The sequence below is a fragment of the Cryobacterium sp. Hb1 genome (assembly GCF_004403585.1).
GTDB lineage: Bacteria > Actinomycetota > Actinomycetes > Actinomycetales > Microbacteriaceae > Cryobacterium > Cryobacterium lyxosi.
Genome location: NZ_SOHI01000008.1, coordinates 255421 through 277786 on the forward strand (window position 1 = coordinate 255421; position 22366 = coordinate 277786).

Below are 22366 nucleotides of genomic sequence, written 5' to 3' on the forward strand. Positions count from 1 at the left end.
TTGAGTGCTACTGCCAACCGCGCTTACGCCAGGCGGGTCTGTAGGTTCTCGGCGAGCGAGGCGAGGAACTCTTCGGTGGTTTGGTAGCCCTGGTCGGGGCCGACCAGAAGCGCGAGGTCCTTGGTCATCTTGCCGCTTTCGACGGTCTTGATCACGACGTCTTCGAGGGTCAACGCGAACTCGGCCAAGGCTGCGTTGTTGTCGAGCTTCGCGCGGTGCGACAGCCCGCGGGTCCAGGCGTAGATCGACGCGATCGGGTTGGTCGAGGTGGGCTTGCCGAGCTGGTGCTGGCGATAGTGACGTGTCACAGTGCCATGGGCGGCCTCCGCTTCGACGATCTTGCCGTCGGGGGTGGAGAGTACGCTGGTCATGAGGCCGAGCGAGCCGAAGCCCTGGGCGACGGTGTCGGACTGAACGTCGCCGTCGTAGTTCTTGCAGGCCCAGAGGTAACCGCCCTCCCACTTCATGGCCGAGGCGACCATGTCGTCGATCAAGCGGTGCTCGTAGCTGAGGCCGGCCGCTTCATAGGCCGTTTTGAACTCGGCGTCGAAGATGTCCTGGAAGATGTCTTTGAACCGACCGTCGTAGGCCTTGAGGATGGTGTTCTTGGTCGAAAGAAAGACCGGCACGTTGCGCTCGAGGCCGTAGGCCAGGGTGGCGCGAGCGAAGTCGGTGATCGACGAGTCGAGGTTGTACATGCCCATGGCGACGCCGTCGCCAGGGGACTCGAACACCTCGAACGTCGACGGCTCGCTGCCGTCCTGCGGCGTGAAGGTCATGCTGAGCGTGCCCTTGCCCTTGAAGCGAAAGTTGGTGGCCTTGTACTGGTCGCCGTAGGCGTGGCGGCTGATGATAATCGGCTTGTTCCAGCCCGGAACCAGGCGCGGGATGTTGGAAATGACGATCGGTTCACGAAAGATGGTGCCGCCGAGGATGTTGCGGATGGTGCCGTTCGGCGAGAGCCACATCTTCTTGAGGCCGAACTCTTCCACTCGGGCTTCGTCGGGGGTGATGGTCGCGCACTTCACTCCGACGCCGTGCTTCTGAATGGCGTGGGCGGCGTCGATCGTGACCTGGTCGTTGGTTTCATCGCGCTTCTGAATCGAGAGGTCGTAGTACTCGAGGTCAATATCGAGGTACGGGTGAATGAGCGTTTCTTTGATGGCGTGCCAGATGATGCGGGTCATCTCGTCGCCATCGAGTTCGACAACTGTTCCCTCAACCTTGATCTTCGACAAAAATTTCTCCTCTTTGTTCAGTGTGGCCGTCACGACCATCGACGAGCTTACTAGAAAATCACAACTATCTTGACATCGAGATAAATTTGCGAGTGAATTGCGGGTACCGAAGCTTCGATCGACTACCGGCGACCCCGGGCGCACGTTAGCCTGATCACATGGGTGAGCTGACGCTGGAAGAACTATCCGCACGCAACATCGTTGCGGCCAACAACCTGAGCCTGAAGCCGGGCCAGGAGCAATTCATTGCACCGGTCTCGTATTCCGTTGCCGCTTCGGTGATCAACCCAGCCACATCGTGGCAGCGCGTGGTACTTCTCGGCGGCGTCGTCGCGGGGTTCATCCATGGCAACTTCGACCCTAACTCCGAGCACGAAGAGTTTCGCGCCTGCATCTGGCGCATCAACGTCAACGCTGAGACCCAGGGTCAGGGCGTTGGCAAATTCGCCGCCGAGGCGCTGGCCGCTGAAGCCCGCGATCGTGGTTTCGATCACGTCAACGTCATCTGGGAGCCCGGCACCGACGGCCCGGAGGCCTTCTTTCACCGTCTGGGCTTCGTCGACGTCGGCGAGACCCAGTACGGTGAGGTCATCGGTTCGCTGAAGCTCTGAGCCGCGTTCAGTCTGCGCATGACCACGCCGGAGCCCGATGACTTCGTCTCGCGGGTGCTCGGTGTGGTTGAGTCCATCCCGGCGGGTCGTGTGATGACGTATGGTGCAGTGGCGGCGGAGCTCGGCTCCCGGGCCGCCCGGGCTGTCGGCCAAGTCATGGCTCGCTACGGCTCAGACGTGGCGTGGTGGCGGGTGATTCGCGCCGGCGGGCATCCGCCGATCGGGCACGAGGCCCAGGCGCTGCCGCACTACGAGGCCGAGCACACGCCGCTGCTTTGCGTGGTCAAGGATAAGGCGACAACGGATGCCGTCTACCGCGTCGACTACGCCGCTGCCCGCTGGGCGCCGCGCACGAAATACCAGAGCGCAGTGGACTAGGCCCAAGCCCGCCGAACAGCTTCGGCGGGGGTAAAACCGTGGTGCAGGTTACACCGCTGGACGAGCCGTGCTGCCCCGCACGATGAGTTCGAACGGCATGTTGACATTGAGCCCAGTGCGCGACTCCGGGTGCGGTCGGAGTTCTTCCATGAGCACCTCAACAGCCTTCTCGCCCTGCTGTTGCGGAAACTGTGCCACGGTGCTGAGCCCGAAAAAAGTCGCCAGTTCATGGTCGTCGACACCGATCACCGACACGTCCCGAGGCACGACGAGCCCAAGGTCGCGCGCGGCCAGAATACTGCCGATGGCCATTTCGTCGGAGGCGGCAAAGATGGCCGTCGGGCGTTCGTGCGGCCGCCCGAGCAACTGCTTGGCCGCCTGATAGCCCCCGGCAGTGGTGAAATCGGCCGGACGAAAATCATCGCGGCGCGCCTCAATTCCCGCTGCCACGAGGGCGGCCTCGTAGCCGAAGCGCCGGTTGGTCGGCAGGTTGAAGTCCAGATCGAATGCCTTGTCACCACCGATGTGCGCGATGCGGGTATGGCCGAGTGCAATGAGGTGCTCCGTCGCGAGACGGGCGACGGCGAGATCGTCGACGGTGAGCGTGCGCACGCCGGCCAGCGGACCGCCGACGCCGACGAGGGGCTTGTTTAAAGCGTGCAACCGGGCCACCTCGTTTTCGGTGAGCTCGAGCGAAACCGCGATGACAGCATCCACTCGCTGACGCAGCAGAAAGTGTTCGAAGACGCTGCGGCGAGCTTCGAGTCCGCCGGTGAGGTTGTAGAGAGTGAGGTCGTACCCGTGGCGTTGCAGCGCTTGTTGGGCGCCTTCGACGACACTCGCGAAAAACCAATGATTCAAAAACGGCACGACCACGCCGATATTCTTCATGCGCCCGGACGCCAGGCTGGACGCGTTCGACGACACGACATACCCCAGGTGCGTAGCGGATGCCTCGACACGCAGGCGAGTGGCTGGCGAGACGTGATGACCGCCGCTGAGCGCCCGTGACACGGTGGCCGTGGATACTCCGGCGTGACGCGCGACGTCTGCAATATTGATCATGAAGTCCTCAAACGTGCCGCCCTCGTTGGTGGCGCAGTTGATATGTTACACATTTTTCAGACACTGCAAGCGATTGCAATATGATTCGCCCCGATTCGAGTGACGGTTAGTTTGTTGTCATTTTGTGACCTAATTGTCGCGATGTTGGACTAACCTCAGTGCAGGCTCGTTGTGCAATCGCTTGCAAAACGAGCCGGTCATAGCCGGTCTGCACCGCTGCAGGCACTATTTTGCGAAAGGCTCCACACCAATGACGGTGAATACCAAGAACCTGCTCCGAGTCGGCGCTCTCGCGGTCGTCGCATCTCTGGCCCTGGCCGGATGCTCCCCCGCGTCGTCCGATAACACCAACAGTGACAACTCGTCTACCAGCACTTTGACCGTGTGGGTTGACGCCGAACGACTCGAGGCCCTGAAACCCGCCGCGGCCGCTTACACCGAAAAAACCGGTGTCGAGGTCGATCTCGTTTCGAAAGACAACGCCACTCTCAAGGACGACTTCATTCAGCAGGTACCCACTGGAAAGGGTCCCGACATCACCATGGGCGCCCACGACTGGCTTGGCGAACTGGTCACCAATGGGGTCGTGAGCCCGATCGAACTCGGCGACAAGGCCGACGATTTTCTCCCCGTCGCCATCACAGCGTCCACCTACGACGGCCAGGTGTACGAGCTGCCCTATGCCGTCGAGAATCTCGCCCTGTTGCGCAACGCGGACCTCGTCTCCGAGGCGGCCAGCTCCTACGAGGACATGATCGCCAAGGGCACGGCCGCCGGGGTGACCTACCCGTTCCTCGTCGAGCAGGGTGTTGACGGTAACCCGTACCACCTGTACCCATTCGAAACCTCCTTCGGCGCTCCGGTCTTCGGCACCAACGCTTCCGGCGGTTACGACGCCACAAAGCTCGAGATCGGCAATGCCGGCGGCGAGGCGTTCGCGAGCTGGCTCGCCAGCCAAGGCAAAAACGGCACCGGGGTGTTCAACACCGAGATCACCGGTGACATCGCCAAGACCGCGTTCACTTCCGGCGACGCGGCCTTCTGGCTGACTGGACCGTGGAACGTCGGCGCTGCGCTCGAGGCCGGCATCAACCTCGCCGTCGACCCGATCGCCGCTCCGTCAACGGGTACTGCGGCTCCCTTCGCCGGCGTCAAGGGGTTCTTCATCAGCGAGCAGAGCGCGAACAAGGTCGCCGCCAACGACTTTCTGGTCAACTACATGGCTACCGAAGAAGTACAGACCGCATTGTTCGAGTCAGGACAGGTGCTTCCCGCGCTGAAGGCATCCGTTGAAGCTGCCTCGAGCGATCCCGTGGTTGCCGGCTTCGCTGCCGTAGGCGCTCAAGCCGTGCCGATGCCCGCCATCCCTGCCATGGGCCAGGTCTGGCAGTTCTGGGGAATCGCCCAGGCCGCCGTCATCAACGGTGAAGATCCGACCGTCACATGGCAGAAACTGGCCGCCGACGTGCAGGGCGCCATCGGCTAGAAAGCGTACGTTCTCGCGCTACCCCAATGGCTTGTGGCCGCCCGTCCGGCGGCCACAAGCCAGATACCCGTTCACCGTTTGAAAGCAGAACTATGCGCACCGATGACACCGATGCCAGCACAACGAAACCGTCGAAGCGTCACCAACGCGCCGCGATGATCGCCGAGGCGGCGTCCGGTGGCCTCAAAACCATCCTGATCAAAATCACGCTCCTCGGCATCGTAGACGCGATCGCCCTCTACGGGTTGTTCATCCTGTTCCTTCAGCAGCAGTGGATCATTTTCGGGCTCGTCGCCGCGGTCACTCTGGTCGTCAACTGGATCTATTTCACGCCCGGCAAGCTACCGGCCAAATACCTCACCCCCGGCGTCATCTTTCTTGACGTGTTCCAAATCTTCGTGGTCGGTTACACGGCCTACATCGGCTTCACCAACTACAGCACCGGGCACAACAGCGACAAGGCGCAGGCCATCTCGGCGCTGATGAGCAGCGCCCAGGAGCGTGTGCCCGACTCCCCCACCTACGCGGTGACGGTGCTCGACCAATTCGGCACCCTGAGCTTTCTGGTCACCGACCCCAACGATGAGGTCAGCCTCGGTTCGACCGACAGCCCACTGTCCCCCGTCAACAACGCCACCATCGACGGCGGCGAGGGCGTCGGCCTCACCGGCTACACGACCCTCAGCTTTCAGGACATCCTGTCGCGCACCGCCGAAATCACGGCCCTGGCCGTGCCGTTCTCCGACGATCCGAACGACGGCGCCCTGCGCACCAACGACGGGAGTAGCGCGTACCTGTATCTCTCCTCCCTCGTCTACGACGAGCAGGCCGACACGATGACGGATGCCAAAACCGGCACCATCTTCACCGACGCCGGTGACGGCGCGTTTGTTTCCGCAACTGGCGAGGAGATGCTGCCGGGCTGGCGCATCAACGTGGGATTCGACAACTTCGCCCGCGCGTTCACCGAGGAAGGCATCCGTACCCCGCTGATCAGCGTGACCCTGTGGACCATCACCTTCGCCACGCTGTCGGTCGCGACCACGTTCTTCCTCGGGCTTTTCCTCGCGATCGTATTCAACGACATGCGCATGAAGGGCCGTAAGTTTTATCGTGTCGCCATGATCTTGCCGTACGCTTTTCCCGCGTTCCTGTCCGCGCTGGTCTGGGCTGGAATGCTCAGCGAAAGCTTCGGCTTTGTCAACCAGGTTCTACTCGGCGGCGCTGAGATTCCATGGCTGACCAATGCGTGGTTGGCCAAGATCAGCGTTCTCGTGGTGAATCTGTGGCTTGGCTTCCCGTACATGTTCCTGGTCTGCACCGGAGCACTGCAATCCATTCCGGCAGAGCTGGAAGAAGCGGCCACGGTCGACGGCGCCAAGCCTTGGGCGGTGTTCCGGCTGATCAAGTTGCCACTGCTCCTCGTCTCCGTTGCCCCCCTGCTCATCGCATCATTCGCCTTCAACTTCAACAATTTCAATCTCATTTACATGCTTACCGGCGGCGGGCCGCGCGATGCCGCGGCCGATGTGAACGTCGGGGCCACCGACATCCTGATCTCGATGGTGTACAAGGTCGCGTTCACCGGTCAAGCGCGCGATTACGGACTCGCCAGCGCATTTTCGATCATCATCTTCATTCTGGTTGCGGTCATCTCCGTGGTCGCGTTCCGCAAGACCAAGGCACTCGAGGAGTTGAACCGATGATGTCTGTCGACGGGGCCACGCGGGTAATCCCGCTCAAACGTCCGTTCACACTTCGGCGCTGGTTTGCTCGCACCGGCTGGCGTCACTTGGTGGGCATCGTCATGGTCGTGTTCTCCGGCTTTCCGCTGCTGTACGTGCTGTCGGCGTCGCTCAATCCGCAAGGCACCCTCACCGGATCGAACCAGTTGTTCTCGCGCATCGGCTTCGATGCCTACGCTCGCATTCTCAGCACGCCCGAAGCCCCCTTTGCATTGTGGTTCGGCAACACCATCGTCATCGCCGCGACGACGGCGATCCTCACCGTGTTCCTCGGTGCCCTCGCGGCATATTCTTTTTCGCGCATGCGCTTCACCGGTCGCCGCGTTGGGCTGCTCACCCTCGTCCTCGTGCAGATGTTTCCGCAGCTGCTCGCCGTCGTTGCGATCTTTCTGGTGATGAGCACGATCAGTGATCTCTTCCCGGCAATCGGCCTGAACACGCAGATCGGGCTGATCATGGTGTACCTGGGCGGAGCTCTCAGCGTGAACACGTACCTCATGTACGGGTTCTTCAACACCATTCCCGCATCGATCGATGAGGCCGCCAAGATCGACGGGGCCAGTCACGCTCGTATCTTTTTCACGATCATTCTGCGACTCGTCGCCCCGATTCTGGCCGTGGTGGGGCTACTCTCGTTCATCGCGACGACGAACGATTTCGTGGTCGCCAGCGTGCTGCTGATCGACCCGGACAAGCAGACCCTCGCCGTTGGGCTGTACCGGCTGGTGTCCAACCCGAACTACGCCGACTGGAGTGCCTTTTCGGCCGGGGCAGTGCTGGCCGCCCTGCCGGTGATGGCGTTGTTCCTCTACCTGCAGAAGTACATCGTGGGCGGCCTCACGGCGGGGTCGGACAAATAGCGAACGGCTGGCCCGACCGCGGCAAGTCGATCAGCCCGGCACTGTCTACAGCGTCGACCCAGCGGGCGTTTTAGCGGCGGTTTCGGTGGCAGGCTCGGTCGGGCCCTGATCCAGTCGGAACGGCGGGTATTCATCGCGCAGCAGCGCCGTATACGTCACGACGCGAAACACCCAGCGATTGACCCCCATGATGACGTCGAACAGCGGCCGCTGATACCGGCCGGTGAACAGCAGGATCGCCCCGGCGACCACGACGAGAATGCCGAGGAGCGACACCCCGTCGGTTCCGCCAGCACCCGCGCCGCCGTCGCCTCGCCAGGGGTAGGCCCCGGCCGCCCCGCCGCCGACGAGTACCGTGAGCAACACCAAGTGCGGAATGGCGAGCAGCCAACTCTTCACGAGCACGAGGCCGCGCGACAGTCGCTCGGGGTACTCGACGTCGAAGTCGGCGGGGTAGTCGGTGCGCGCGAGGGTGAATGGCGGGTATCGGTCGGTACCGAGGGCTGAATAGGCGTAGAACAACACGCGCCAGCTCCACCGCAGCACGCCCACGTTGAAATGAAAGATCGAACGCGGGTAGCGACCGGTGAACAGAATCGCAAACGCCGCCACCACCGTCGTGACCAGGAACGCGAACCACAGGCCGGCGAGCAGTACGAAGTGCGGAACGGCCAACAGCCATTTGATCAGCCACAGGCCACGGGACAGCACAGGGTCGAGGTCCCCGGTCAGTGCTGACGGATACACGGGTTTGACCGAGTCAGAAGCGCCCAGAACGGATGCCTGCAGCGCGGTCGCCGCCCGGGCGACCCGCTGCGGGGTGACCGGGCCTGTCGCATTCACTCGGCCGAAGGCGGGCGGCTGCACTGGCGCGCCAGCCTCACCGAAAGCACCGGGCGCGCCCGGCGTCGGCGTGAGCCTTCTCCCGAGGCCGATGGCACCGAACACGACGAGAAGAACACCGAGCAGAAAAAGGATGCCACCGCCCAGGATGAGCCCCATGCTGATCGGCCCCAGCAGATCGGTGTGGACGCCGGCTGCGAGGTTCACCGCGATTCCGGGCCTGGCGTCGGCATTCATCACCACGACCGACCAGTCGCCCGCGGCGGGTTTCCAGATGATCTCCTGAGGTCCCGAGCCCGCTGCAGATTCGGTCCAGAAAGTCTGGTCGGCGGGAGCGGGGGGCGTTTGGGTGCCGGGAACGTCGAGGTAATCGACCCGAAACGGTGACGTCTGCACGTCACGCAGCTCGCTGTGGTTCACGTCAGCGAGGTACGCATCCACGTCGGCGCGTGGCGCAATGCCGATGAACACGTCCCGGTCGGTCGCGACATTGCTGGCTTGCAGGCGCAGCGTGGCGAGGTCGAATCCGACTACGGTCGGCACATTGAAGTCTCTGCCAATGTCAAAATTCGGCGATGTGATCGCGGACGAATCGGTCGTGAAGGTCTCGGCCTGTGACGTGAAGTATCCATCATTTCCCTGGGCCGCCGTGGCGACGGCGAGCGCCGTTCCCCCGGACAGCATGCCAGCACCGACCAGGCCCAGCACCGTGCCCAGAACGAGCATGATGATCGCACCCGGTCGTGTCCCTGACCGTACGCGACCGGGAGTTGTGGGCGCTGAATCGGAAGGGGGCAGCGCGGGTCGGGTAGGTGAATTCAGGTTACTCATCGTCTGGCAGCCTTTCTGAAAACGTTTATGCCCAGGGAATGAACGCCCGAGTCCAGCATGCCCCACCTCCGCACGCCTGACCAGTGACCAAAGACCCGACTGTGGTTTGCTGTGCAGGCCTTCGGCGCGGTGCTACCGTGCTGACATGCAGAGCGATCCGGTCGTTACCAACCCGCAGTTCTATCGGGTGATCTTTGAAAACGAGCGGGTGCGGGTGCTCGAGTACCTCGACCGGCCAGGCGACGCAACAACGCCGCATCGGCACCCGGACAGCGTCATGTTCACCCTCACGGCCTTCACCCGGCGGCTGACTACCGGCGGTCGATCCGTCGACCTCGAGCTGCCGGAGGGCGTGGCTCGGTGGCTCCCGGCCCAGGAGCATTCCGGTGCGAACATCGGAGAAACGGCCACGCACACCATTTTCGTGGAACTCAAGGAACCTGCCCCGGCTCCACTCGCCCCCGGCGCCCCCGAGCCCCTCGGTCCCGTTGGTCCTCTCAGTCCCGTGCCCGATTGAGCTAACCGACTCGACTTGAGAAGCCATTGGCTATCCGGCTGTCCGGCTGTCGCTGTGCGCTACATTGATAACATGTCATTCAATGATGCATCATCTAGATGCGGTGAGACAGTTCTCCCGACAATCGTGTGCGTGCCGTGCTTTTCGGGTGCGCCGTGGGACTTAGCCGCGCTCCCCGGTCTCGTTGGTCTACCAGCGCGCACAATGCGACTGCCAGAGGACGTTGCTGACGTTGAAAGTTACGCGACTGCCCTGGCTGAACAGGTTCACGGTCTCACGTCGTACATTCTGGTCGGAGATTCGTTCGGCGCCGTCATTAGCCTTGCCCTCGCCGCCCGGCAGCCGGCGGGCCTTGTGGGACTCGTGCTTTCCGGAGGCTTCGCCGCAAACCCGCTCCCGAGATGGAAGGGCGTCGCCGCCAAACTCTCGAGGTTCGCCAAGGGCGCCGTCTACCGACACGGCACGCTCCGGTTTCACGCCTTCCAGCTCGCTTCACACTTCGACGCCGAGGCCGAAGTACCGCACACTCAAGACGACTACCGAGGCCTCTTTGTGCAGAACACTCCGCGATCGAGCTACACAGCGCGAGTGACGTCCATCACCCGCTTTGATATGATCAACGACCTGGCACGAGTTGATGTACCAACGCTCGTGCTGACGCCAGCAGATGACCGACTGGTCGGCGCGGAAGCTGCGCGCCAACTGCTTGACGGCATTCGCGACTCGTCGGAGATCGTGTTGCCCCAAACGGGTCACATGTTCCGCTTCACTCATCCCACCCTGTATTCGAACGCCATCCGCACCTTCGTCGACAGCGTGCACCGGGTGGGCGATTCGGCCGAATTCAGCGCATCATGAATGCATCCGAAGAGCTGCGATATCTCGTTCTCGCAGCCCAACGTGAAGGCAACCGAATCCTTCTCGATCTGCTTCGCCCCCTCGGTGTATCACCATCCCAAGCTGAGGTGATTCGGGTGGTGGCCGATCACGGTCCTCTTTCCTTGGTCGACCTCGGAGTGTTGCTTGTTTGTGAAACCGGCAGCCCTAGCCGTCTGGTGGATGGTCTGGTGACCGCGAGCCTGCTCGAGCGGATACCAGCGCTCGACGACCGGCGCCGAGTGATCCTCTGCCTGACGGATACCGGTCGCGAGAAGGAAGTCAGTATTCGGGGCGTCGAAGCCGTACTTCATAGCTTCATCGAGCAATCGATGACTGCTGTTGAGATTGAGAGCGTCAACACGTTACTTCGTAAGTTCGTCTCTGGCCGCCCGGCCGGAATCGCGGTGGACCGCCGCTCGACAACATCTGCGGCAAGTTGAGGTGCGCTGTCCCGCGGAGGGTTCCCCTTGCGTGCGTGGCGCTCGAGCCGTTGGTCGTTCCGGCGCCCGTGCCGCAGCGGCGTACGCTCCGACCGTTCGAGGCGGCGAGCGACGCCTCCGAATTAGAGAACCGGATCCGTTCATGTTGCATGCAATATCTGTCACCGTGTTATGACCTGCAGGCCCACGAGCGCGCCACAGCCAGACCGAACAAGTTGCAATCGGACGCCAACCAAACCCAGCGGTTGGGCGCATCAAGGACTCTCCAACATCGATCACGCCATCTTGCTCTGCGCTCTGCATCACCCGCTGCTGCACAACCGGCATTGGAAGATACTGCTCCAGGGCAGCCGGTATTGGCTAAAACCCCCGATCGAGATCAACCCCGAACAGACTCTGATCTACCTGCCCAGCAAGAACCCGCTCATGCACACGACCCTGAAGCCCGACCTTCTGACGTCGGCCCCGCCTGCGGCTGGCACCGCCGACAGTCGTCAATCACGAAATAGCGGTCTCAACGTACTCGACCAACACTGTGGGGACGGCCCGAACCCGCACAACCCGCGCAACCCGCACGGCGACTACGAAGACTAGACGTCCACCCGCTCGGTTCACCTGCCGTTAGCGCTGAGCACACCTGCGGGTCACGAAACAGCGGTTTCAAACAGCTCGCCGGGGACAACCCGCAACCGGGTCATGTGCACGACCGTCGTGGTCTGAGAATGGTCCGTTTCCGGGAGCGACGAAGATGCTCGCCGTCTCCCTGGAGCGGCTAGACGAGGGACTCGCGCCAGGCGGCGTGCATGGTCGCGAAACGGCCGGTTCCCGAGATGAGGTCATTCGGGGTTCCGTCCTCCACGATGCGACCGTGTTCCATCACGAGCACCCGGTCGGCGATCGCGACCGTCGACAAGCGGTGGGCGATGATCACGGCCGTGCGATCAGCGAGCAGGGTTTGCAACGCCTCCTGCACGAGCCGTTCGCTCGGAATATCGAGCGACGATGTAGCCTCATCGAGGATGAGCACCGCCGGGTTGGCGAGAAAAGCGCGCGCAAACGAGATCAACTGACGTTGTCCGGCTGACACGCGGCCGCCACGCTTGTTCACATCGGTGTCATAGCCATTCGGTAGATTCTCGATGAATTCGTGAGCACCGACGGCAGCCGCGGCAGCGCGAATTTGCTGAGCCGAGGCATCCGGTTTGCCGATTGCGATGTTCTCAGCGACCGAACCGCTGAACAAGTAGGCCTCCTGGGTGACCATGACGATCGCGCGCCGCAGGTCTTTGGGATGCAGGTCGCGCAGGTCTATGTCGTCGAGCCGAACCCGGCCATCCGTCGGGTCGTAGAACCGGCTCATCAGCTTGGCGAGCGTCGATTTACCGGCTCCGGTCGACCCGACCAAAGCGATGGTCTGCCCGGCTGGAATGTCGAGGTCGAAGTGCGGCAGGATCTCCCGATCCGCCTGATACGCGAACCGCACGTTGTCGAACCGCACCCGACCGCGAGCCTCCCAGAGGTCCACCGGGGCGACTGGATCGGGTACGCCGGGGCGCTCCTCGAGCACGCCTGAGATCTTCTCGAGCGCCGCAGCGGCCGACTGGTAGGAGTTGTAGAACATCGCCATCTCCTCCATCGGGTCGAAGAATCGGCGAGTGTAGAGCAACGTCGCGAGCAGTGCTCCGATGGCCAGCTGGCCGTCAGCGACTCGAAAACCACCAACGAGCAGCACGGCAGCGACAGTGACGTTGCCGATGAGAACGAGCCCCGGGTCGAAGACCCCGAACAGCTGGATGACGCGCGCGTTGACCATGCGGTAGCTTTCGACGAGCTTGCCGAACACCGTCTCGTTGTGCTTTTCGGTGCGAAAAGCCTTCACGGCACGAATACCGGTCATCGTCTCGACGAATCGCACGATCAGGCTTGCCGATGCGACCCGCGACTGCCGGAACAGGCTCTGCGAGCGCACTTGGAACCAGCGGGTGAGAATGACGAGCGGCAGCAGTGCACCGAGGAGCACGAGTCCGCTGGTGCCGTCGAGCAGCACCAGGGCGATCGCGGTGAACGACATATAGAGGATGCCCTGTACCAGCTGGTTGATGCCGGAATCAAGCAGTTCGCGAATGGCATCGAGGTCACTGGTCTGGCGCGAGATGATGCGGCCGGAGGTATACGACTCGTGAAATTCGAGGCTGAGTTTCTGCGTGTGCAAAAATACCCGCTTGCGTAGGTCGATCAGGACGCCCTGGCTTACCCGGGCGCTCAACACGGTGTACCAGGCGATGAGCAGCGCGCCGAGCACCCCGGCGACCAGGTAGATCGCGCCGGTCGCGGCAAGCGGCACCCAGTTTTGCTTGAGCAAGGCGGGTAGCCCGCGGTCGATGCCGAAGGCTATGAGCGCGGGGCCGGCGACCTGGGCTGCGGTTGAGACGACGACCACGAGCATGGCGAGCACGACCTTGCCGCGCACCGGCAACAGCAATGAACCGAGCAGGCGCAGCGAACGTGCGCGAATCTGCTTGCTTTCGGCCTTGGTGAAGTCGTGGCGTTCTTCACCGCTGACGCCGCGGACACTCCCATTGGCGGTCACAGCTTTTCCTCCGCTCGGTTCGATTCTCTGCGTTCTTCGTCTTCGAGGCTGGAGATGACGAAGGTGTAGTGCGCGCTGGTGCGCAGTAGCTCGGAGTGCGTTCCGACGGCGGTGATGCGGCCGTCTTCGAGCAGCGCCACGCGGTCGGCGAGCATGACCGTTGACGGTCGGTGCGCCACGATGAGCGCGGTGGTGTCGACGAGCACCTCTCGCAGCGCGTTCTCCACGAGCGATTCGGTGTTCACATCGAGCGCCGACAGCGGATCGTCGAGAATGAGAACGGATGGCCGCGCCGCGACCGCGCGGGCAAGTGCCAGACGCTGCCGCTGCCCGCCGGACAGGCTCATTCCCTCTTCGCCGACGAGGGTGTCGACGCCGAGGGGCAAGTCGTGCACGAAATCGGCCTGCGCGATCTGTAGGGCCTGCGCGAGTGCGGCATCCGCTTCGGGGCTGCTGTCGGCCAGGTCGGCGCGACCGAGTAGAACGTTGTCACGAACGGATGCCGAGAACAAGGTGGCATCCTCGAATGCCATTGCGAGGTGGCTGCGCAGTTCCTCGCGGCGCAGCGCCCGCACGTCGACACCGTCGAGCGTCACGGCGCCCGCAGTCACGTCATACAGCCGGGTGGTGAGGGCCGTGAGTGTGGACTTGCCGCTTCCAGTGAGGCCGACGAGCGCCATGGTCTCCCCCGGCTCGAGAACGAGGTCGATGCCGTTGAGCAGGTCAGGAAAGCGCTCGGGCGAGTCCGGGTAGCGAAAGTGCACGTTATCGAACGCGAGCCGGCCGAGCGGTGCCGCCACGGTGGCCGGTTCCTTCGGGTCGGTGATCTCGTTCGGGGTGTCGAGAATGTCGAAGAAGCGGTCGGTCGCAGTGCGCGCGTCGAAGGTCATCGAGAGCAGGAACCCGATCGATTCCACGGGAAACCGCAGCACGGTGGCGGTGGCGAAGAAGGCCAGCAGCTCGCCGCTGCTCAGGTCGTCCTGACTGGTGAGCCAGACGCCGACCACGAGGCAGAACGCGAATGCAACGTCGGGCACGAGCAGCAACCAGAGCCAGATGCCCGCAATGGCGCGGGCCTTCTCAATCTCGGTGCCGCGCAGGCTTTCCGCCTGCGAGGCGAAGTTCTTCAGCGCGAACGACCCGCGGCCGAACGCTTTGAGCACGCGAATTCCGTGCACGGACTCTTCGACGGCAGTTGCGAGGTCACCGGCCTGGTCCTGGCTGCGCCGGGCGATCACGGAGTACTTCTCCTCGAAGACGTAGCCGTAGATCCAGATCGGAATCGAGCAGACCACGAAAATCACGCCGAGAAGCCAATGCATCCAGAGCAGAATGACGACGCCGACAACGATTGTCAGGAAGTTGACCACGAGCAGCACGAGCCCGAACGACACCCAGCGGCGAATGAGGTTGAGGTCGCTCACGGCGCGCGAGAGCAGCTGCCCGCTCGGCCAGCGGTCGTGAAAGCTCACCGGCAGGTCCTGCAGCCGGGCATAGAGGTGGTTGCGCATGCGCGCCTCGATGTGAGTGCCCGGGGTGAGTACGAACCAGCGGCGCAGGGCGATCATGATCGCCTCGAGCACACCGAGTCCGAGAACCATCCACACGGCTGGCCAGATTTGTACGGCGCTGTCGCCGTTCCCTACCGCGCTGAGCGGGCCGTCGACGAGCCAGGCCAGCACCTGCGGTATGACCAGGGCCACGAGACCGGCGAGAAGCGCCGCGACCATGCCGCAGTAGATGCGCGGCAGGGCCGGTTTGGCATAGGGGTAGAGCCGTTGCAGGCTGCGAAAGGTGTTGCTGCGTACTGGGGCGTCATTGGTGGGCGGCGGTGGTGGTGCCTTCGATGCGGTGGTGGTCATGGTCCAGTCCTGATTGTGGTGCGGCCGCGCCTCGGGTTGCGCCGGGCAGGGGATGATTCTGGTCGCCGATAGCGTGCCGAAAATGGGCTGGCAGTGCCAACGAGAACGTACCGCAGTGGTGAGGTGCCACGCGCGGCGATAAGGCGCGGCTGAATTGGCTCACGGGCACACATGCTGAGTGCCTGCCCTGATGAGCCGATGAAACTAGCCGGCGCAGGTCACCACGGCGTCGGCGCGGGTGGTGAGGCGGGCAGGGAAAGAAACGCCAAAGGAAGCGCCGTGGTTCGCAGCCGTTGCGAGCGTGATCGGTGCTGTCTTTGTCATGTCTGCCTCCTGGGCGCCTCAAGAATGTCTGTCACATGCCCCCGGAACAGGCAGCCTTTCAGAATATTGGGAAACGGGGGCAGAACACAAGTATTTTCTGAACCGGGAGCATCCGCTCGCCGGGCGGGCATGCCCGCGTCGAGCCCGGACAACCCCGCATATCCCAGCATCACGTCCCGTAGTCTGGAGTCTGCGCCTCTCGTTGGCATGGCCATGCCCCGCGCTCGCTTGTTGGAAGGATTCTCCATGCTGCCCACCCTGTTCGGAATCGATTTTCTCGACTCTGAGTGGCTGATCCACTCGTTTGGATCATTCGTGCTGCTGGGCGTCGCCGTTATCGTGTTCGTCGAGACCGGTTTCATCGTGTTGTCGTTCCTGCCGGGCGATTCGCTGCTGTTCACCGTCGGCCTGCTTACCGCGACCGGCGTCGTGCCGCTGCCTATCTGGGTGACCTGCCTGGTCGTGTTCGTGGCCGCATTCGCCGGTGACCAGCTCGCCTACGTCATTGGCCGAAAGGCCGGCCCCGCAGTGTTCTCGCGTGAGAAGAACCGGTTCTTCAACCCGAAGAATGTCGAGCGCACCAACGCCTTTTTCGCAAAGCACGGCGGTAAGTCCATCATTCTGGCCCGTTTTCTGCCGGTCTTCCGTGCCTTCGTACCGGTTGCCGCGGGCGTCGGCAAGATGCGCTACCGCAGCTTTGTGACCTACAACGCGATTGGCGCCTTCGCCTGGGGTGTCGGCCTCACCCTGATCGGTTTCTTCCTCGGTCAGATCGCATTCGTCGAGGCGTACTCCGAGTACTTCATCATCGGCATCATTCTGCTTTCCGGAATTCCGATCCTCACCGAGCTGGCCAAGGCCGGTCGCACCACGCTGAAGGAGCGTCGTGTGGCCGCCCGCGTTGTGCCCACGATCCCGGTCGACCTGCGCGAATAAACCTTGTTCCTGCCGTGAGCAGCCTAGCTGGCGGCGTTCAGGCGGGTCACGGCGAGCAGTTCGGCGGCCGCGAGGGTCGTGATCTCGCTCGCGCTGGCATCCGTGAAGATCTGCGTGAGCACGGACCCGATGCCCGCAACGCGCTCGGTGATCTTGGCGCGATCGGCGTTCGGTTCGCTCGCCAGGTCAAGGTAGACGACGCCGCCGGCGTTGACGACGAAATCGGGCGCCCAGAGAATGCCCCGCGCATCCAACTGGGCGGCGCCGGCCGGATTCTCAAGCTGGTTGTTGGCGGCGCCGCAGATGCCGAGCACGTTCAACTCCGCGATCACGGCGGATGTCAGCACACCACCGAGGCCGCACGGCACGAACAGATCGGCAGGCACCCGGTGCGCATCAGGGACCGACACCCAACGGGCGCCGAGTTCGTCGGCAAGCGCGCGCTTGTCGGGGTTGATGTCGGTGACGGTGAGGGTGGCGCCAGCGGCAGCGGCGGCCGTTGCAACGCGGCCACCAACCTGGCCGAGGCCCGAGATCACCAGGTGGCGGCCGCGCACCTCGCGACTGCCGAACAGTGCCTCCAGGGTGGATTCGATGCTCGCGTACACGCCGGCCGCCGTGGCATCCGCTGGCTCGCCGACGCCGCCGCTCGCGGCAGGCAGCCCGCAGACGTGGCTCGTGCGTTCGGCCACGATCGCCATGAGCTCGGCGCTCGTTCCGACGTCTTCGGCCGTCATGTACGCGCCGTTCATGCTCTCGATGGCATCGCCGAGGTCGAGCATCGCCAGCCGCTTCCCGGCGTCGGTCAGCACCGTGCCGAGCGGCAGATAGATGACGCACTTACCACCGCCGCGGTTGAGACCGGCGGCCGCGTTTTTCAGGGTCATGGCCGCGGAGAGGCGCAGGGCGTCGGCGACCGCGTCGGTCCAGCTTGCGTACTGCCATAGGCGCGCGCCGCCGAGGGCCTGGCCGAGACGGGTCGAGTGGATGGCCACCGTGATCATCAGCCCGGATCGTTTTCCCGTTTCGATCAGCACTTTTTCATGGGAAAGTGGAATCTGCGCGAGGGAATCGAGGGCTGCGGCAGGGTGCGTGAGGGTCATGGAAACTCCGTTGTTTCGGGCCTTGTGGGCCGATTTTGGCGGCACCGGTGTGTGGCACCGCCGCGTTCAGGATAACCGGTGGGCGTGCGGACTACCCAAAAAGCACCCCCGATTCAACGTCGAGGGTGCATTTCGTGGGTGGAAACCTAGTGGAAGAAGTGGCGCTCTCCCGTGAAGTACATCGAGACACCCGCCGCGGTGGCTGCGGCGATGACCTCGGGGTCGCGCACCGATCCGCCGGGCTGCACGACGGCGGCGATGCCAGCCTCGAGCAGCACTTCGAGGCCGTCGGCGAAGGGGAAGAACGCATCCGACGCGGCGACCGAACCCGCGGCCCGTTCGCCGGCGCGGCTCACGGCAAGGTGACAGGAGTCGACCCGGTTGACCTGGCCCATACCTACGCCGACGGATGCCCCGGCGTGCGCGAGCAGAATAGCGTTCGACTTCACGGAGCGGCAGGATTTCCAGGCGAATTCCAGATCGGCGCGGGTGGCGGCATCCACTTCGGGACCCGCTACGAGAGTCCAACCGTTTGAGCTGAAGTCTTCGAAGCTGTCGGTCTCCTGCACGAGCAGGCCGCCGGAGATCTGGTGCAGTTCGAGCGAAGAACGCTCATAGTCGGCGGGCAGCTCAAGCAGGCGGATGTTCTTCTTCTTGGTGAGCAGTTCCACTGCTGACGGTTCAAAGCCGGGGGCGACGAGCACTTCGGTAAAGATCTCGCTGATGGTTTCGGCCATCCCCAGAGTGACCACGCGGTTCGCAGCGATCACGCCGCCGAATGCGGAGATTGGGTCGCAGGCGTGCGCGCGCAGGTGGGCGGATGCGATGGCATCCGGTGCATTGGGCTTGGCGATGGCGATGCCGCAGGGGTTGGCGTGCTTGACGATCGCAACGGCCGGCTCGCTGAAGTCGAAGGCGGCGCGCACCGCGGCATCCGCATCGACGTAGTTGTTGTACGACATTTCTTTGCCGTGCAGCTGCCGGGCTTGCGCGATGCCGCGGCCACCGTCCCCGACGTAGAGCGCGGCTGCCTGGTGCGAGTTCTCGCCGTAGCGCAAGATCGCGTCGCGAGTGACCTCGATGCCGAGCCCCTCGGGGAACGGCGACTCGTCGTCATCATCGTCGTCGTCGTCGTCAAAGGTGGCGTCTTCATCGAGCGCCTCCGTGTCGTCCTGCCACTGGTCGTAGACGTTCTCGGTGAACCAGGCCGAGACGCTCAGGTCGTAGTCGGCGGTGTGCTCGAAGGCGAGCGAGGCGAGCTTCTGACGTAGCTTGAGCGTTGAGCCACCCGCGGCCATGGCTTCGATGATCTCACCGTAGTTGACCGGGTCGACGACGATAGCCACGTTGGCGTGGTTCTTAGCGGATGCCCGCACGAGCGCCGGTCCGCCGATGTCGATCTGCTCGATCACGTCGGCCGGTTCGGCGTCGCTCAGGGCGGTTTCAACGAAGGGGTACAGGTTGACAACGACAAGCTGGAAGGCCTTGATGCCAAGCTCGGTCAGCTGCGCTTCGTGCGCTTCGAGGCGCAGGTCGGCGAGGATGCCGGCGTGCACCCCGGGGTGCAGGGTCTTGACCCGACCGTCGAGCGATTCCGGAAAGCCCGTCACCGAAAAGACGTCGGTAACGTCGTAGCCGGCGGCGCGAATGGTGGCTGCGGTGGAGCCGGTGGAAACAATTTCGACGCCTCCGGTTGTCAGTGCAGCGGCGAGCTCGAGCAGTCCGGTCTTGTCGCTAACGGAGATGAGCGCACGCTCGATCACGATCTGGTCCCGGTTACGGTACGAGCTGGGCGCGCTGGTGTGAGCGATCATGCGTTGCTGTTCTCCTTGAGGTTCATGTGTCCGTTGGCGATGTCGAGCACAGCCTGGATGAGTAGGCGCCTCTCGACGATCTTGATGCGATTCTGCAGGGAAGCTTCGGTGTCACCGGTCAGAACGTCGACGCGCTCCTGAACCAGGATGGGACCCGCGTCGACACCGTTGTCGACCACGATGATGCTCGCTCCGGTTCGAACCGCGCCAGCGGCCAGGGCGTCGCGCACGGCGTGCGCCCCCGGAAACTCGGGCAAGTAAGCGGGATGGGTGTTGATCAGGTTCGGCGACAGGGCGGCGACCACGCGCGGCGGCAATAGCCGCATCAGGCCGCTGAGCACAACCAGGTCGGGCTGCCACTGCTGAATCTGCGCGAGCAGTTCGTCGCCCCAGGCCGCACGATCAGCGAAAGAGGAGAACGGAACGGAGAAGGCGGGGACACCGAATTCGACGCCGAGCTCAAGCCCGTCAGCGTCACGATCAGCTCCGATCGCCACGATTCGTGCCGGAAACTCGGCGTCTTCTGACGCTTCCAGCAGGGCTCGCAGGTTGGATCCTCCGCCGGAGATCAGCACGACAATAGACAGCACGATCTTGAGCCTACCGTTTGGCGGAGCGCCGAGAGAGGAGCCGTACCCGGCCGGCGAGCATGCCGAGTGCCGCAGCGACGCCGATTTCGGCGGCGGCGAGCGCGCCGACCAGCAGCGGATTCGGCCCGACCTGAACCAGTCGACCCGGGCCCATCGCTCCGGCCGACCACCAGGCGAGCAGGCCGAGGAGTGTGCCGGCGACGACGCCCATGCCGAGGCCGGTGAAAACGTGCGCGAGCGTGGTTCTCTCGGGGACCCCAGCGCGGTCCAAAAACTGCCGGGTCACGACAGCGAAAACGAAACCGATCAGAACGGGCGCGAGCAACCCGAGAAAGCCGTAGGTCGGGGTGCCCTGCGGCAGGGCGCCGAACAGAGGCAGGCCGGGAAGGGTTCCCACGACAGTGCCGATCGGCGAGACGGTGGTGCCAGCGCCGAGCGCGATGCCGGGCCCGACGAACCACGCGGCAGCCCAGATAACCAGGTTGGGAATGAGTGCGAGTTGCGCCAGGGTGATGGTAGCGCCGCCGAAGACACCGGCCTGCACCGCCTCGTAGAGCCCGATAATGGTCGCGTAATTGACCGCGATGAGCACGGCAACGGCCACGGCCGACACGATCAGCACGCCCGCGGCGGCGGCTGTTCCACCGCGCAGTGCACCCTCGATGACGGTGCGACCGGTGTGCGGTACCCGCTGGTAGGCCGAGCGGATACCGCGGTTCACCCGATCGAGGCCCACCACCGCCCCCACGGTCTTGCGCCGCCCCAGTTCCGCCCCCACCAGAACCCCGGCAGCATAGATGAGCGTCGGCAGCACGAGCCCCTGCAGTTGGTTGGGCGCAACCGTTTCCGACACCGCGGACACGGTCACCAGCGCGGCGAGAACGGCATACGTGCCCACGGCGACGCCGACGCCGGTGACGAGGTGCGGGGTCTCGGCGGCGCGACGGCCAGTGTGCACGCCCATCAGCACCGAGAGCATTGCGAAGCCGAGCGGCACCACCGAGATGAGAAAGGGGGTGTCTGCGCCGGTCAGGGCGAGCGCAGCGGCGACGTCAGGGCCAAGCTGCACCGTGAGGTCGACGCCGTTGCCGAGCAACCAGATATCAGCGGCAGCGCGCCAGAAGACGAACCATTCCACGGAGAGGCCAAAGTGGGCGGCCCAGAGCACGGTGAGCGGTACCATCGCGATACCGATGCCAATGGCCACGATAAGTAGAGCCTCGAGAGCGGCGAGCAGGGCGGTCGTTATGCGGTTCATCCGTTGCGAGCCTATCTCGCCGGGCCGATAATGCTCACCAGCACGCGCCCACCCATACAGAAAGGGCCCGCCGAAATTTCGGCGAGCCCCTTCCGACAGCGAATTACAGTGCGGCGAGTGCCTCACGCAGCAGGTTCGCAGCCTCGCTCGGCGTCTTGCCGACCTTGACTCCGGCGGCTTCGAGGGCTTCCTTCTTGCCCTGGGCGGTTCCGGCTCCGTCGGAGACGATGGCGCCGGCGTGGCCCATGGTCTTACCTTCTGGAGCGGTGAAACCGGCCACGTAGCCGATAACCGGCTTCGTGACGTGCGCCTTGATGTACTCGGCGGCCTTCTCTTCAGCGTCGCCGCCGATTTCGCCGATCATGACGATCGCCTTGGTCTCCGGGTCGTTCTCGAAGGCCTCGAGGGCATCGATGTGCGTGGTGCCGATGATGGGGTCGCCACCGATACCGATCGCGGTGGAGAAGCCGAGGTCGCGCAGTTCGTACATCATCTGGTAGGTGAGGGTACCCGACTTGGACACGAGCCCGACCGGGCCCTTAACCGTGATGTTCGCCGGCGTGATGCCGACGAGCGCTTCACCGGGCGTGATGATGCCGGGGCAGTTCGGGCCGATAATGCGGGTCTTGTTGCCTTTTTTGATGGCGTAGGCCCAGAACTCGGCCGAGTCCTGCACGGGAACACCCTCGGTGATGATGACGAGCAACGGAATCTCGGCATCGATCGCTTCGATGACGGCGTCCTTGGTGAACACCGGCGGCACGAAGATGATCGACACATCGGCGCCGGTCTTCTCGACGGCCTCGGCGACCGTGCCGAAAACGGGCAGCTCGACGGTGCCGTGCACGACGGTGGTACCGGCCTTGCGGGCGTTGACGCCACCGACGACCTGGGTACCGGCCTTGAGCATGAGGGCGGTGTGCTTGGTGCCCTCACCTCCGGTGATGCCCTGAACGATGACCTTGGAGTCCTTGTTGAGGAAGATTGACATTCTTG

The 22366-nt window shown here is 63.7% G+C and carries 20 protein-coding genes; 10 read left to right on the forward strand and 10 right to left on the reverse strand.

Features of this window, described 5'->3' with window-relative positions:
• Positions 1–23 precede the first annotated feature (23 nt).
• Positions 24–1238 carry an NADP-dependent isocitrate dehydrogenase gene (locus tag E3T38_RS03060; RefSeq protein WP_104198517.1) on the reverse strand — a complete coding sequence of 405 codons (1215 nt, stop codon included), beginning with the start codon at positions 1236–1238 and terminating at the stop codon, positions 24–26.
• Between the two features lie 158 nt (positions 1239–1396).
• Here E3T38_RS03060 and E3T38_RS03065 point away from each other — a divergent pair, with 158 nt between their 5' ends.
• Positions 1397–1849 (forward strand): GNAT family N-acetyltransferase, encoded by a 453-nt coding sequence (locus E3T38_RS03065; RefSeq protein ID WP_134546088.1) that lies wholly within the window; start codon positions 1397–1399, stop codon positions 1847–1849.
• Between the two features lie 18 nt (positions 1850–1867).
• Positions 1868–2227, forward strand: a complete 360-nt coding sequence (locus E3T38_RS03070) for an MGMT family protein (RefSeq protein ID WP_134546090.1) — start codon at positions 1868–1870, stop codon at positions 2225–2227.
• A 48-nt stretch (positions 2228–2275) separates the two neighbouring features.
• Here E3T38_RS03070 and E3T38_RS03075 read toward each other — a convergent pair whose 3' ends face one another.
• Complete coding sequence (locus tag E3T38_RS03075; protein ID WP_134546092.1) at positions 2276–3292, reverse strand: LacI family DNA-binding transcriptional regulator; 1017 nt, start codon at positions 3290–3292, stop codon at positions 2276–2278.
• Positions 3293–3542: 250 nt separating this feature from the next.
• Between E3T38_RS03075 and E3T38_RS03080 the strand changes: the two genes are divergently transcribed.
• From E3T38_RS03080 to E3T38_RS03090, 3 genes are all read left to right on the forward strand, one after another.
• Entirely contained in the window at positions 3543–4778 is a 1236-nt protein-coding gene (locus E3T38_RS03080) for a maltose ABC transporter substrate-binding protein (protein ID WP_134546094.1), read from the forward strand.
• A 92-nt stretch (positions 4779–4870) separates the two neighbouring features.
• Positions 4871–6484 carry an ABC transporter permease subunit gene (locus E3T38_RS03085; protein WP_134546095.1) on the forward strand — a complete coding sequence of 538 codons (1614 nt, stop codon included), beginning with the start codon at positions 4871–4873 and terminating at the stop codon, positions 6482–6484.
• A complete protein-coding gene (locus E3T38_RS03090) occupies positions 6481–7383 on the forward strand; it encodes a sugar ABC transporter permease (protein ID WP_369831177.1) in 903 nt (300 codons plus the stop codon). The genes E3T38_RS03085 and E3T38_RS03090 overlap by 4 nt, the downstream gene beginning before the upstream one ends.
• A gap of 45 nt (positions 7384–7428) precedes the next feature.
• On the opposite strand, the gene E3T38_RS03095 is transcribed toward E3T38_RS03090, so the two are convergent.
• A complete protein-coding gene (locus E3T38_RS03095; protein WP_134546097.1) occupies positions 7429–9057 on the reverse strand; it encodes a DUF4389 domain-containing protein in 1629 nt (542 codons plus the stop codon).
• Between the two features lie 145 nt (positions 9058–9202).
• On the opposite strand from E3T38_RS03095, the gene E3T38_RS03100 reads away from it, so the two are divergent.
• From E3T38_RS03100 to E3T38_RS03115, 4 genes are all read left to right on the forward strand, one after another.
• A complete protein-coding gene (locus tag E3T38_RS03100; RefSeq protein WP_134546099.1) occupies positions 9203–9574 on the forward strand; it encodes a cupin domain-containing protein in 372 nt (123 codons plus the stop codon).
• Positions 9575–9646: 72 nt separating this feature from the next.
• The gene (locus tag E3T38_RS03105) at positions 9647–10432 is read left to right on the forward strand and encodes an alpha/beta fold hydrolase (RefSeq protein ID WP_134546101.1); all 786 of its coding nucleotides are present in this window, start codon (positions 9647–9649) and stop codon (positions 10430–10432) included.
• A complete protein-coding gene (locus E3T38_RS03110) occupies positions 10429–10893 on the forward strand; it encodes a MarR family winged helix-turn-helix transcriptional regulator (protein ID WP_134546103.1) in 465 nt (154 codons plus the stop codon). The genes E3T38_RS03105 and E3T38_RS03110 overlap by 4 nt, the downstream gene beginning before the upstream one ends.
• A 285-nt stretch (positions 10894–11178) precedes the next feature.
• Positions 11179–11487, forward strand: a complete 309-nt coding sequence (locus tag E3T38_RS03115) for a hypothetical protein (protein ID WP_134546105.1) — start codon at positions 11179–11181, stop codon at positions 11485–11487.
• A gap of 178 nt (positions 11488–11665) precedes the next feature.
• On the opposite strand, the gene E3T38_RS03120 is transcribed toward E3T38_RS03115, so the two are convergent.
• Positions 11666–13483, reverse strand: a complete 1818-nt coding sequence (locus E3T38_RS03120; protein ID WP_134546106.1) for an ABC transporter ATP-binding protein — start codon at positions 13481–13483, stop codon at positions 11666–11668.
• Positions 13480–15345 carry an ABC transporter ATP-binding protein gene (locus E3T38_RS03125; RefSeq protein ID WP_134546108.1) on the reverse strand — a complete coding sequence of 622 codons (1866 nt, stop codon included), beginning with the start codon at positions 15343–15345 and terminating at the stop codon, positions 13480–13482. The genes E3T38_RS03120 and E3T38_RS03125 overlap by 4 nt, the downstream gene beginning before the upstream one ends.
• Positions 15346–15915: 570 nt before the next feature.
• Here E3T38_RS03125 and E3T38_RS03130 point away from each other — a divergent pair.
• Complete coding sequence (locus tag E3T38_RS03130; protein ID WP_233201027.1) at positions 15916–16605, forward strand: DedA family protein; 690 nt, start codon at positions 15916–15918, stop codon at positions 16603–16605.
• A 23-nt stretch (positions 16606–16628) separates the two neighbouring features.
• Here E3T38_RS03130 and E3T38_RS03135 read toward each other — a convergent pair whose 3' ends face one another.
• The 5 genes from E3T38_RS03135 to sucD all read right to left on the reverse strand — a co-directional run bounded on the left by E3T38_RS03135 (position 16629) and on the right by sucD (position 22361).
• Positions 16629–17708 carry a Glu/Leu/Phe/Val dehydrogenase dimerization domain-containing protein gene (locus E3T38_RS03135; protein WP_134546112.1) on the reverse strand — a complete coding sequence of 360 codons (1080 nt, stop codon included), beginning with the start codon at positions 17706–17708 and terminating at the stop codon, positions 16629–16631.
• A 146-nt stretch (positions 17709–17854) separates the two neighbouring features.
• Positions 17855–19522: a bifunctional phosphoribosylaminoimidazolecarboxamide formyltransferase/IMP cyclohydrolase gene (purH, locus tag E3T38_RS03140; protein ID WP_134546114.1), complete on the reverse strand. Its 1668-nt coding sequence runs from the start codon at positions 19520–19522 to the stop codon at positions 17855–17857.
• On the reverse strand, positions 19519–20112 hold the full coding sequence (purN, locus tag E3T38_RS03145; RefSeq protein WP_104198404.1) for a phosphoribosylglycinamide formyltransferase: 594 nt from the start codon (positions 20110–20112) through the stop codon (positions 19519–19521). The genes purH and purN overlap by 4 nt, the downstream gene beginning before the upstream one ends.
• A gap of 10 nt (positions 20113–20122) precedes the next feature.
• On the reverse strand, positions 20123–21370 hold the full coding sequence (locus E3T38_RS03150; RefSeq protein WP_134546116.1) for a DUF6350 family protein: 1248 nt from the start codon (positions 21368–21370) through the stop codon (positions 20123–20125).
• A gap of 103 nt (positions 21371–21473) precedes the next feature.
• Positions 21474–22361 (reverse strand): succinate--CoA ligase subunit alpha, encoded by an 888-nt coding sequence (gene sucD, locus E3T38_RS03155; protein ID WP_104198406.1) that lies wholly within the window; start codon positions 22359–22361, stop codon positions 21474–21476.
• Positions 22362–22366 lie beyond the last annotated feature (5 nt).

Coding starts and splice junctions, on each gene's coding strand:
- E3T38_RS03065 (WP_134546088.1), top strand. CDS start 1,397: ATGGGTGAGCTGACGCTGGAAGAACTATCCGCACGCAACATCGTTGCG.
- E3T38_RS03070 (WP_134546090.1), top strand. CDS start 1,868: ATGACCACGCCGGAGCCCGATGACTTCGTCTCGCGGGTGCTCGGTGTG.
- E3T38_RS03075 (WP_134546092.1), bottom strand. CDS start 3,292: ATGATCAATATTGCAGACGTCGCGCGTCACGCCGGAGTATCCACGGCC.
- E3T38_RS03080 (WP_134546094.1), top strand. CDS start 3,543: ATGACGGTGAATACCAAGAACCTGCTCCGAGTCGGCGCTCTCGCGGTC.
- E3T38_RS03085 (WP_134546095.1), top strand. CDS start 4,871: ATGCGCACCGATGACACCGATGCCAGCACAACGAAACCGTCGAAGCGT.
- E3T38_RS03090 (WP_369831177.1), top strand. CDS start 6,481: ATGATGTCTGTCGACGGGGCCACGCGGGTAATCCCGCTCAAACGTCCG.
- E3T38_RS03095 (WP_134546097.1), bottom strand. CDS start 9,057: ATGAGTAACCTGAATTCACCTACCCGACCCGCGCTGCCCCCTTCCGAT.
- E3T38_RS03100 (WP_134546099.1), top strand. CDS start 9,203: ATGCAGAGCGATCCGGTCGTTACCAACCCGCAGTTCTATCGGGTGATC.
- E3T38_RS03105 (WP_134546101.1), top strand. CDS start 9,647: ATGTCATTCAATGATGCATCATCTAGATGCGGTGAGACAGTTCTCCCG.
- E3T38_RS03110 (WP_134546103.1), top strand. CDS start 10,429: ATGAATGCATCCGAAGAGCTGCGATATCTCGTTCTCGCAGCCCAACGT.
- E3T38_RS03125 (WP_134546108.1), bottom strand. CDS start 15,345: ATGACCACCACCGCATCGAAGGCACCACCACCGCCGCCCACCAATGAC.
- E3T38_RS03130 (WP_233201027.1), top strand. CDS start 15,916: ATGCTGCCCACCCTGTTCGGAATCGATTTTCTCGACTCTGAGTGGCTG.
- E3T38_RS03135 (WP_134546112.1), bottom strand. CDS start 17,708: ATGACCCTCACGCACCCTGCCGCAGCCCTCGATTCCCTCGCGCAGATT.
- purH (WP_134546114.1), bottom strand. CDS start 19,522: ATGATCGCTCACACCAGCGCGCCCAGCTCGTACCGTAACCGGGACCAG.
- E3T38_RS03150 (WP_134546116.1), bottom strand. CDS start 21,370: ATGAACCGCATAACGACCGCCCTGCTCGCCGCTCTCGAGGCTCTACTT.
- sucD (WP_104198406.1), bottom strand. CDS start 22,361: ATGTCAATCTTCCTCAACAAGGACTCCAAGGTCATCGTTCAGGGCATC.